Source organism: Massilia frigida, from assembly GCF_011682175.1.
Taxonomy (GTDB): Bacteria; Pseudomonadota; Gammaproteobacteria; order Burkholderiales; family Burkholderiaceae_D; genus Telluria_A; species Telluria_A frigida.
Genome location: NZ_WHJG01000030.1, coordinates 85,781 through 96,721 on the forward strand (window position 1 = coordinate 85,781; position 10,941 = coordinate 96,721).

Annotated in this window: 9 protein-coding genes; all 9 read right to left on the reverse strand. The window is 64.9% G+C overall.

Annotated features, from left to right (window positions below):
* Positions 1 to 9: 9 nt before the first annotated feature.
* Complete coding sequence (locus F2P44_RS24215; RefSeq protein ID WP_167090114.1) at positions 10 to 1,092, reverse strand: DMT family transporter; 1,083 nt, start codon at positions 1,090 to 1,092, stop codon at positions 10 to 12.
* Between the two features lie 36 nt (positions 1,093 to 1,128).
* Complete coding sequence (locus tag F2P44_RS24220; protein ID WP_167090116.1) at positions 1,129 to 1,488, reverse strand: hypothetical protein; 360 nt, start codon at positions 1,486 to 1,488, stop codon at positions 1,129 to 1,131.
* Between the two features lie 58 nt (positions 1,489 to 1,546).
* The gene (locus tag F2P44_RS24225; RefSeq protein ID WP_167090118.1) at positions 1,547 to 2,176 is read right to left on the reverse strand and encodes a hypothetical protein; all 630 of its coding nucleotides are present in this window, start codon (positions 2,174 to 2,176) and stop codon (positions 1,547 to 1,549) included.
* Between the two features lie 8 nt (positions 2,177 to 2,184).
* Positions 2,185 to 2,886: a HupE/UreJ family protein gene (locus tag F2P44_RS24230; protein WP_167090120.1), complete on the reverse strand. Its 702-nt coding sequence runs from the start codon at positions 2,884 to 2,886 to the stop codon at positions 2,185 to 2,187.
* Complete coding sequence (locus F2P44_RS24235) at positions 2,873 to 6,022, reverse strand: efflux RND transporter permease subunit (RefSeq protein WP_167090122.1); 3,150 nt, start codon at positions 6,020 to 6,022, stop codon at positions 2,873 to 2,875. The genes F2P44_RS24230 and F2P44_RS24235 overlap by 14 nt, the downstream gene beginning before the upstream one ends.
* A 9-nt stretch (positions 6,023 to 6,031) precedes the next feature.
* Positions 6,032 to 7,615: an efflux RND transporter periplasmic adaptor subunit gene (locus F2P44_RS24240; protein WP_167090124.1), complete on the reverse strand. Its 1,584-nt coding sequence runs from the start codon at positions 7,613 to 7,615 to the stop codon at positions 6,032 to 6,034.
* The gene (locus tag F2P44_RS24245; protein WP_167090125.1) at positions 7,612 to 8,745 is read right to left on the reverse strand and encodes a TolC family protein; all 1,134 of its coding nucleotides are present in this window, start codon (positions 8,743 to 8,745) and stop codon (positions 7,612 to 7,614) included. The genes F2P44_RS24240 and F2P44_RS24245 overlap by 4 nt, the downstream gene beginning before the upstream one ends.
* Before the next feature lie 144 nt (positions 8,746 to 8,889).
* Positions 8,890 to 9,855: a M56 family metallopeptidase gene (locus F2P44_RS24250; RefSeq protein WP_167090127.1), complete on the reverse strand. Its 966-nt coding sequence runs from the start codon at positions 9,853 to 9,855 to the stop codon at positions 8,890 to 8,892.
* Between the two features lie 41 nt (positions 9,856 to 9,896).
* Positions 9,897 to 10,307, reverse strand: a complete 411-nt coding sequence (locus F2P44_RS24255; RefSeq protein WP_167090129.1) for a BlaI/MecI/CopY family transcriptional regulator — start codon at positions 10,305 to 10,307, stop codon at positions 9,897 to 9,899.
* Positions 10,308 to 10,941: the final 634 nt, after the last annotated feature.

Here is a 10,941-nt window from a genome sequence, read left to right on the forward strand (position 1 = left end):
ACCTATGTCTCAATGTCTGTGGCGATGGTGAATATCGGGGTAATGTGGATGGGCATGCCTTTGCGGGACATGTTGATGCGGATGGGCGTGCGGCTCGCTTCCATCCCATTCGAAGTCGTGTTCATGCTGGTGATGGCCATCGTGGCTGTGCGCGTGGAGGTGCTCCATTGCCTCGTGCTCGTGTTCATGCCCATGCGATTCCGTCAGGTGCAGCCAGATGCCGCCTCCCATCAGCGCGGCCGCGATCCAGAAGGTCGCGCCAGGCGCCTCCGCCAGCATGATCAGCGAGATCGCCGCGCCAACGAAAGGGGCGGCGGAAAAATAGGCGCCGGTGCGTGCCGTGCCCAGGTGGCGCAACGCCAGCACGAACATGACCAGGCTCAGTCCATATCCGCAAAAGCCGACGGCGCCAGCCGCAAGGGCGGTACCGGCGCCCGGCAAGGCATAACCGAAAGCCAGGGCAATCGCGATATTCACGATGCCCGCCACCAGCCCCTTGACCATGGCAATCTGCAGCGGATCGCTGGCGGAAACTTTTCTGGTCAGATTGTTGTCGATCGCCCAGCACAGGCAGGCGCCCAGAATGGCAAACGCTCCCCACGGCACGCCCAGGACGGGCACCTGCTCCCAAGACAGCAGGGCGCCGGCCGCGACGATCAGGAGCATGCCGATGAAAATCCTGCGATCAAAATTTTCCTTGCAGACGAACCACGCCAGCATGGCCGTCAGCACGCCTTCCATGTTGAGCAGTAGCGATGCGGACGAGGCCGGCATCATGCTGAGACCGACCATCAGCAACACCGGGCCGGCCACACCCCCGGCGGCGATCGCGCCGGCCAGCCACGGCAGGTCTGGTTTGGTCAGGGCGACCGGCTGGCCCACCTGGCCGCGCTGAACCAGCGCGCGGACCAGGAAGCAGGCGAGGAGGCCGACCCCGCTGCCGAGATACAAAACGCCGGCCAGCGAAACCGGCGCCACCTGCCCGACGAACACCTTGGCAAAGGGGGTACTGGCGCCGAACAGGGCAGCCGCCAGCATTGCGTACAGCACGCCCTTGTGAAGACCCGGTTCGCGCGTCGAAACGTTTTTCATCCCCAGCCTTTCAATGTACGGATTGCGGCGCCAGCCTTACTTGATCACGAATTCGCCGGTGGCAACCGACTTGTCGGCCAGCATGATCGTGGCCTGTGCCTTGCCACCCACCGCCAGCTTCGTTCCTGCCTTGGGCGCCATCGCGTTCTCGCCGCTCGGTACCAGCTCGACATCCTGCTTGACCTTGCCCTTGACCACGGTAAGCTTGCCGGTGGCGCCGGCGGTCGCGACCTTTTCATTGCCTTTGGTGACATATACCAAGGCGCCGTCCTTGTTCTGGACCAGTTCCGCTTTCAAGACCACTGGCGGCGCGTCGTCATGCTCCGGATGGGCGACTGCAAAATTGGTGAGGGACATTGCCGTCAGCAAGCTGGCCAGTACTGCAATTTTCTTCATTGTGTTCTCCATGATTGCGGCGATATGAAGGTGGCCTCGCCGCTTCGGCCACTGCACACTATTTTTTGAAGATGTCGGTATAAAAACCGCTGGCCTGCAGCACCACGGTGACCGGCGCGTCGGTCTTGTTCTTCCAGTACCAGCCGTGCACGCCAGTAAAAGGCGCAATCAGGGCGCCGCTGGACTGGCTCACGTCGTTCTCCAGGATAAAACTCTCGAATTCGTCGCCCTTCGCGTTGACCGGCTCGCCATGAAAATCGTGATTGAGCGCTTCGCCTTTCGTGGTCTTCCAGGAAAAGATCAGGGTTGCTCCCTTCGCCAGATGGGTCTTTACTTCCACTCCTTTGCCGGGCGCCAACGTGATCTCTTGGGTGTCCGCCCGGTAGGCAACCGTCTGCTTCGACGCGATAGTGAGAGCGCGCACCTCGCCCGGGGCCGAGACGGTCGATCCCTTCGGCGCCGGCGCCACCGTGCCGGCAGCCTTGGCTGGTTCCCCTGGGGGCAGCGCGGCGCTGTGCAATTTGGTCAAACCAAGGGCCTTGCCGGCGCCGGTCGGGTCGATGCCGTATTCGGCAGGCAGGACGGCAACGGTGAGCAGCACGGCGGCCACCGCGGCGGCGATCAGGCAACCGCGCAGGAGTTCTTTTTTGGGCGCGACGGCGCCGGCGTTCGTTGAAGGCAGGGTCATGGTGTTTCCTATTGACTGATATAGCCGGTGAACTGGAGACCGGCCAGCACAAAACCGGCGCTCATGAGCGCAAAATTACTGGTTAAGGCGTGGCGGGCGAAACTGGCGGTCGTTCTCCAGTAGCGCATCAGGACCAGGATCATGCCGAGCGCAAGCAGCTGGCCCAGCTCCACGCCGATATTGAACGCGATCATGTTCGGCACCAGGCCGTCGGGCGACAGGGCGAAATCCTGCAGCTTGGTCGCCAGGCCCAGGCCGTGGAAGAAGCCGAAGATCAGCACCGCCGCCTTCTTGTTCGGCTGAAACCCGAACACAGTACCGAATCCGCCCAGGTTGTCGAAGGCGCGGTAGACGATCGACAGGCCGATGATGGCGTCGACCAGATAGGCATTGATATGCCAGCCGTTGAGCACCCCGAGCAGCAGGGTGGTGCTGTGGCCGAGCGCGAACAGGGTCACATAAAGGCCGATTTCCTTGATCCGGTACAGGAAGAAGATCACGCCGCACAGGAACAGCAGGTGGTCGTAGCCGGTCACCATGTGCTTGGCGCCCAGATACAGATAGGGCAGGAAATGCACGCCCGTGGCGCCCTGCAAAAAACCCTTGTCCGACTCGGATACCCCGTGCGCCCAGGCCCCGGCCGTCATCAGGCACAGCACCATGCCCAGCAGCCAAGCAGGGACGGCGTCGCCCCGATCATTTACCAACATAACTTTGTTCTCCTGGTTGTCCGGAATCCGGTAGTTGCTTGTTTCCCGCTGTTGCCCTGTGGCTGCCGAAGCGCAGGTACAACGCCGGCACCACGAACATGTTCAAGGCGGTCGAGGTCAGCAGGCCGAACAGGATCACGACTGCCATCGGCGCCTGGATCTCGCTGCCCGGCTTGCCGGCCGACAGGGCCAGCGGCACCAGCGCGAGGCCGGCCGCCAGCGCCGTCATCAGGATCGGCACCAGCCGTTCTTCGGCGCCGCGCCGGATGGCAGCGATTGGCTCCGTGACGACCCCGGTATCGATCAGATGGCGGATGTGCGAGATCATCATCACGCCGTTGCGCGTGGCAATGCCGAACAGCGTGATGAAGCCGATGATCGCCGCCACCGACAGCACGCCACCGGTGACATACACGCCCACCACGCCGCCGATCATGGCCAGCGGCAGGTTGACCATCACCAGCAGCGCATCGCGGGTGGAACGGAAGGCCATGAACAGCAGCAGGAAGATGCCGACCAGGACGGCCGAACCGAGCACCAGCAGGGTGCGGGAGGCGCCTTCCGCGGACTCGAACTGGCCGCCGTACTCGACGTGGTAGCCCACCGGCAGCTTGACTTCGGCCTGCACGCGGCGCCGCATCTCGTCGACCACGCCGGCCAGGTCGCGTCCGGACACATTGGCCATCACCACGATCTTGCGCTGCACGTTTTCGCGCCCGATCAGATTCGGTCCACGGTCCTTGCGGATATCGGCCAGGGCCGACAGCGGCAGGCGCGCGCCCGACGGCGTGGTGATCAGGGTGGCGTTGATTGCTTCCAGCGAGGCGCTGACCGCCGGATCGTAGCGCACGGCCAGATCGAAACTGGTCTGGCCGTCCAGGATGCGCGAGACGACCTGCCCGCTGAACGCCGTTTCGATCGCTTCCGCCACCGACTGTACCGACATGCCGGCACGCGCCAGCGCGTCGCGCTTGAAGCGGATGTTCACGAACGGGATATCGATCTGCTGCTCGACCGATACGTCCACGGCGCCAGGTACCGTTTCGGCGACCGCCTTGATCTGGTCGCCGGCCTTGCGCAGTTCGTACAGGTCGGCGCCGAAGATCTTGACCGCGATGTTGGCGCGCGTGCCCGACAGCATGTGGTCGATCCGGTGCGAAATCGGTTGCCCGATCACGACGTTCATCCCCGGCAGGGTCGCAAATTCCTTGCGCAGAGCGGCCAGCAACGCGTCCTTACTGCGATCTTTCATGCTCAGGCTGACATCGATCTCCGACGCATTGATGCCCTGGTCGTGCGGATCGAGTTCGGCCCGCCCGGTGCGGCGCGCGGTGGCGGTCACTTCCGGCTGGCTCATCAAAATCTGTTCGACCCGGCGTGCCAAGCGGTCCGATTCGTCCAGCGCAGTACCGGGCAGGGTGACCGCCGACACCGTCAGGCTGCCTTCATTGAAGTCCGGCAGGAAGGCACGGCCCGTAAAAGCCAGCGCGACCAGGGCGGCGGCCAGCAGCGCGCCGCTCACCACAGCTACGGATTTCCAGCGCAGCAGTATGCTCGACAGCAGCTGCCCGTACCCTTGCTTGAGGCTGTGTAGGAAGCGCGGCTCCTGGTCGCTCGTGACGATCTTGGCAGTCGGCAGCAGCCACAAGGCCAGCACCGGCGTCACCGTCAGCGCGACTCCGAGCGAGGCGGCCAGCGCGACCACGTAGGCATAGCCCAGCGGGACCATCAGGCGCCCCTCGACGCCGGTGAGGAAAAACAGCGGCAGGAACACCAGCATGATGATCAGGGTGGCGAACACGATCGAGCCCTGGATTTCCCGGGTTGCATCGAGCACCACGCGCGGGGGCGCCAGCCGGGCGGCCGGAGCCAGCAGATTATTTTCGCGCAAGCGCCGCACGATGTTTTCGACCACGATGATGGCGTCGTCCACCAGGGCACCGAGCGCAATGGCCAGCCCACCGAGGGTCATGGTATTGATGGTCGCTCCCATCGCCTTCATCGACAAGGTGGCCACCACCAGCGACAGCGGCAGCGCGATCAGGGTAATGGCCGTGGCCCGGGCCGACAACAGGAAGCCGAATACGATCAATACCACCAGGATGGCGCCGTCGCGTAGCGCGGCCATCAGGTTCTCCACCGAGGTCGAGATGAAATCGGCCTGGCGGAAGACGCGGCTGTTGATGGTCATGCCCTTTGGCAGGGCCGCCTGCATGTCGGCAAAGACCACGTCAAGGCGGCGCGTCAACTCCAGGGTGTTCGCGCCGGGCTGCTTCTGGATGCCGAGGATGACGGCCGGCTTGCCGCTGAACGAGCCAGTGCCGCGCTTGGGCGCCGCGCCGATTTTAACGCTGGCAAGATGGCGCACCAGCACCGGTTGCCCGTTGCGCATCGCCACGGCGGTGTCGGCAATGTCTTCCTCGCCGCGAATCCGTCCCAGTCCCTGGATCAGGTATTCCTGCGCGCTTTCGGTATAAAAGCCGGCCGAGGCGTTCTGGTTGGAGGCGCGCAGCGCGGCCGTCACGTCGGCCAGGGTGATGCCGTAGGCCGCCAGTTTGTCGGGCTGGACGATTACCTGGAACTGCTTGGTGTCGCCGCCGATGGGAATGACTTCGGCCACGCCCGGCACCGCCAGGATGCGTTTTCTGAGTACCCAGTCGGCCGTGGTTTTCAGCTCGGTGCCGGGGTGATGGTCGGAGGTGAGCGCGACGAACATGATTTCGCCCATGACGGACGCGACCGGCGCCATGACCGGGGGGGGAATGTCGGGCGGCAGGGCCGAACGGGCCAGCTGCAGCTTCTCGGCGACGATCTGGCGGGCCAGGTAGATATCGGTGCCCCAGTCGAATTCGACCGTCACGATCGAAATGCCGACGTCGCTCACCGAGCGCACGCGGCGCACGCCGGACGCGCCGTTCATGGCGGTCTCGACCGGGAACGTAACCTGCGCCTCGACCTCGGTCGGCGCCATGCCGTGCGCCTCGGTGACGATGGTGACGGCCGGTGCGGTCAGGTCGGGAAAGACGTCGACCGGCATGCGGGTCGTCTGCCATCCGCCCCATACCAGCAGGATCAGACCGGCCAGCAGGACGAACAGGCGGTTCTTCAGCGACCATTCAATAATTTTCGAGATCATACCGGCGCCTTAGTGAACATGGCCTTCGCCCATCGCCGCCGGCGCAGTCGCCGCCAGCCTGACCTGGTACGCGCCTTTCGACACCACCCGTTCGCCCACCGCCACGCCGGAGCGTATCTCGACCCATTCGCCGTCGCGCATGCCCAGCTGGACAGCGCGCCGCTCGAATGCTTCGCCGCCGCGCTGCACGTAAACCACGCTTTGGCCGTTATCGTCGATCAGCGCCGTGGCCGGAATCGCGATCACCTCGGTCGCCTTGCCCGAAAACACGCTGGCGCGCACCGCCATGCCGATGCGCAGGCGCTGGTCCGGATTGGCAAACTCGAACAGCAGAGGTGCGCTGCGCGTCACCGGGTCGATGACGTTGCCAAAGCCGACAACGCGCCCGCCGCTGCGCTCGCTCACCTCGAACGGCGTCTCGAAACCGTCCACGCTGAACGATGCGCCGCTCGGCTGCCCTATGCGGCCCAAGTCGCTTTCGGCGACACGCACCTCCAGCCACAGGCGCTCCGAGTCGGCAATGTGCAGCAAGGGCTGTCCCTCGTTGATGTAGCCGCCGGGCGCCACGCTCACTTCGGCTACGGTGCCGCTGATCGGGGCACGGATCGCAATTCCGGCGCCGCCGGCGCCACCCTTGCGGTACATGCCCAGGCGCCGTTCGGCGCCCGCCAGGTCGGCGCGGGCGAGGCTTTCCTCGCTGCGGGCCGTGCTCACGCGCTTTTCCGGCACGGCTTCCTGCTGGTACAGCGCTTCCAGGCGCTCGCGCTCGCGGCCGGCGGCCTGCGCCGCGATGCGCGCCTTCTGTGCCGCCACCTCCAGGGTGGCGACATCGGTGTCGCCGCCCAGGCGCGGCACCAGGTAGGCCAGCACGTCGCCTTGTTTGACTTTCATCCCCACGCGCGGGAAACTCCCCGCCGCCGACACCTGGCCGGCGGCGATCGCCGTCAGCTGCGCGTCATGACTGGCCGGGGCACGCAAGGTACCGGTTGCGGCCACGGCTGCGCGCAGCGGCCGCTTGGCCACCGCAGTCAGGCCATAGTCGGTTTGCCATTGCTGTTCTTTTAGGTAGGAGATAGCGCCCGGGCCGTCCGGCTTCTCGGCCGCCTGCGCCTTCATCGCCGCCTCCTTGCTGGCATACACGGTCACCGGACCGACCTCGTGCACCGAAGTGAAGGTGGGCGTCACCAGGCGGAACGTGACATTGCGTTGGCCGACGTGGCGCGGGGTGGCGACAGGACGGAAAATGCCGGCGCGCGCGGGCGCGTCGACCGTGAACGTTTCGTCGGGTTGGCCGGCGCCCGACAGCGTGATTGTCATCTTGCCGGCGCTGACCGGTTTGAAGTCGGACAAGGTCGTCATGTGGGCGGCAAACGACGACTCGCGACCGACTGCCAGGCGCACGAATTCGACGAACAGCTCGGTCTTGTCGCTGAAGTGGGTAATGGCGAAGGCGGTTTCCTCGTCAGCGGCGGCGGCTGCCGCCGGCGCGTGGCTGCTCTCGTCATGTTTGTTGCAGCCGCTGATGAACAGCGTGGTGCCGAACAGCGCGGCCAGCACCAGGGTGCGGACCTGCCGGTTGTGTCGATACGTCATGGTTTTTCGTTCCCTACAATGGTGTCCAGTTCAATCGCGCCCTGACGCGCGCTCCAGCTCAATTCAAGCGCCCGCATCCTGGCCTCGTGCGTCGCGCGGTAGACGTCCAGCAATTCGAGGATGCCGGTTTCGCCGCCCCGATAGGACGCCTCCGCGATGCGGGCCAGCTCGTCGGACGCGTTGGCGGCCTGGGCCTGGTAGTCGCGCGCCGTCGCGCTGAGCTGGCGCACCTGCTGCCACGCACCGCGCAGCTCGCCTTCAAGCCGGCTGCGTTGCAGGCGCGCTTCGGCGCGCGCTTCATCCGCTTGCGCGCCGGCTTTTCCCGCGCCGGCCTGGTCACGGTCGAAAATCGGCAGCGGCACCGATACCGACAGCACCGTGCCACGGTCGCGCGCCACGCCGCTGTCGACGCTTTTCGAACCGATGCCGACGGTCACGTCCGGCATCCAGCCGCGCTGGGCGGCCTTGCGTTCAAGGGCATGGGCGTCGGCGCGGCGTTCCAGCGCGCGCAATTGCGGGCGCTGGTCGAGCCGCGCCAGCAGGGTGTCGAGCGGCGGTGCGTCGGGCGGCAGCAGTTCCCCGCTCGGCGTCGCTTGCGCGGCGCCTGCCCCGAGCAGGGCGGCGAGCTGCTGCCATGCCTTGTCGTAGTCGGCTTGTTCGGCCCGCAGGCGCGCTTGCGCCGTTGCGCGTTCAAGTTCCATGCGCCGCTTGTCGTAGCCAGCGACCTCTCCCCCCTTATGCAATTTCTGGACCGTCGCCGCGATCGGCGCCATGCGGCTATCCCAGGCACGGGTCGCTGCGACCAGCTCGCGCCGGTACAGCACTTCATAGAAGCGGCGCCGGATCGCGGCCGCGATGTCCTGACGCCGCTGGTCACCATCAAAAGCCGCCGCCAGCACGCGCTCGTTGGCGGCGTTCTTGCGGATGCCGCGTTTTCCGGACAGGTCGAATTGCTGCGACAGCAGATAGGTGCGTTCGGTCGCGCTGCCCAAGGCCCCCGGCACCGATTCGTGCTGCAGTTCCAGGGTGGGATTGGGCCAGCGCCCGGCGGCTGCGGCATCGCTGCGTGCAGCCGCTTGTGCCGCCTCGATCACGCTGGCAATGTCGGGCCGGGCGAGCCCGATCCGCACGCTCTCCTGCTCCGTCAGGGAAGTGGGCTGGGCAAAGGCACTCAACGCGCACAAAGCGGCGGGAAGAATGGCAAAAAGCCGATGGCGAATCGGTTTTTTGCCCGGCAAAGCGTGGTAAAGACGATTCATTGCGGGCGTCCGATATCAGTGGAAGATAAGGCCGAGAATTGACTCGGTCGTGTGGTGAAGCTGGCCGCCGAACGCCGCCAGCAGCATCAATGCCAGCGCGCCTGCCGCCCAGGCGCTGCGCGGCAGGCGGGCGCCGTCGCGGCGCGCGTCGAGCATGGCGAGGACGCGCTCGGCAACATTGCTATCGGTGAAATGGCTGGTGCCGAACAGGGGAAGATCGGCGGACCGCTCGCGTTTCGCAAACAGTTTTTCGACGGCGACAATCGCTTCCGCGACAAGCAGGCGGTCTCCCGTTGCCGCGCACGCCGCCTCGTCGCACGCCTGTTCGGCCGCGAGTGCGAGGTCGGCCAGCATGATCCGGCGTGTCGCAGGAAGATGCAGGCGCGACAGCACGCTGGCGATCATGAAAGTAAGGGCGTCGAGGCGTACCGCGTGGGCGCGCTCGTGGGCGACGATAACGTCGATCTGCGCGGACGAGAGTTGTTCGAACATGTGGCGCGACAAGAACACCTGCGGCGTACGCAGTCCGGCGGCGAAAGCGAGCGGGGCCTCTGTCGGCACGACGTGGACGCCGCGTACGGGATCGCGTTCGCTCATGCGCAGCAGCTGCGCAAGGCGCTGTCTTGTTTGGAGGCAGCGCAGCAGCCATGATCCGCCGATGACGATGGCCAGCACCGCCGCGCCCGAAAGCACGGTAAGTGCAAACCCGCTGTGCGCCAGCTGGGGCGGATGCAGCAAGCAGAGGTGAGGATGATCGGTATGCAGGTGGCAATGATCGGCCACGCCGTCGGCCCAGCTCAGCAAGGAGGGGACAAAACTGGCGAGAAGACCGGCGCAGGCGCCGACGAAGGGTACGCCGGACAAGGCCAACAGCAACCTGGCGCGGCTGGCCGGCGCTATCCTGGCAGTCGCACGGCGCAGCGGAGGGTAAGCAAGCGCGGCGAGCAGTGCCAGCGGGATGGCGAACAGCAGGCATGCCACGACCGCCGCCTGCGCCAGGTCAAGGTATGACCCGGCGTTACTCATTGCGGTTCCTCACCAGCAGATTGGCTGGCGCGGCGCGCGGCGATCAGGGACTCAAGGCGGTCGAGGTTCGACTGGTCGGCACGCACGGCAAAATCGACGAAGGCGGACAGCATCGAGCCGGATTGCGCTTTTCCGAGCGTGCCGACCAGATCGGCAATCATCGCCCCCATCAATTCTTCGCGCTGCACGCGTGGGCTGTACACATACGCGTGGCTAATTTTTTCACGCGTCAGCAAGGACTTGCGGTAAAGCCGCTCCAGGGTGGACTGCACCGTATTCGGTGAAATGCCCCTGGCTACGCCAACGCGCGCGTGCACTTCCTTGGCGTCGCCCGAGACGTGGCTCCACAGATCGTCGAGCACGGCTTTTTCGAGGTCGCCCAAGGCGGGAAATTGGGAAGACAGCACGTTGAGGTCCGGAGGTGGCAAGGGAGGAATTGGAACATTCTAGCAAAAAACCGATCAGCCGTCGGTTTTATCAAGAACTGTTGTTTTGCGGATTTTTGACTAGAAAATTGGCGCTACACAATTTGCAGTGATAATGACATCGTCCGTATGGTCCGCTCAAGAAATTGTCTCTTCCGAACTGGCTGTTACTCTTCGTCAGCCTCCCACCGAACAGCGCGACTGCGCACCCTAAAAATGCTCGGTTGTGCTGCCCGACGGCGGGCAGTTCGCAGGCCGCCCGCTCGCATCGAAAGGGGAAGCGCCATAAAATGGACCACCCGCGATTCCCCGAATATCGACCACGTCACCTGTCCACACGTGACCGCAGCATCCGGCCAGCCCTGCCTGGACGCCCACTACGCCGGCGGGTTCATCTCTTGTGAAAAAAAGTGCTTGCGCTGCACCCACTTGAAACCCTCATGTTTGGTAATGACGGCGATTTCAATCGGACCGCCTACCGTCTTTGAACGTAAGTGCCCCATGAACCCCAGGCTGTTCAGGGAACCGTTTCGCTGGCTAAATCATGGCTATGCAAATTCCACGGCAACAGCGCCTCCACCTCGTCCACCGTCGTCGCCAGCGGCAAGCTGCGCAT

Excerpts from the sequence above, each read along its gene's own strand:
- F2P44_RS24215 (WP_167090114.1), bottom strand. The coding sequence starts at position 1,092 with ATGAAAAACGTTTCGACGCGCGAACCGGGTCTTCACAAGGGCGTGCTG.
- F2P44_RS24220 (WP_167090116.1), bottom strand. The coding sequence starts at position 1,488 with ATGAAGAAAATTGCAGTACTGGCCAGCTTGCTGACGGCAATGTCCCTC.
- F2P44_RS24225 (WP_167090118.1), bottom strand. The coding sequence starts at position 2,176 with ATGACCCTGCCTTCAACGAACGCCGGCGCCGTCGCGCCCAAAAAAGAA.
- F2P44_RS24230 (WP_167090120.1), bottom strand. The coding sequence starts at position 2,886 with ATGTTGGTAAATGATCGGGGCGACGCCGTCCCTGCTTGGCTGCTGGGC.
- F2P44_RS24235 (WP_167090122.1), bottom strand. The coding sequence starts at position 6,022 with ATGATCTCGAAAATTATTGAATGGTCGCTGAAGAACCGCCTGTTCGTC.
- F2P44_RS24240 (WP_167090124.1), bottom strand. The coding sequence starts at position 7,615 with ATGACGTATCGACACAACCGGCAGGTCCGCACCCTGGTGCTGGCCGCG.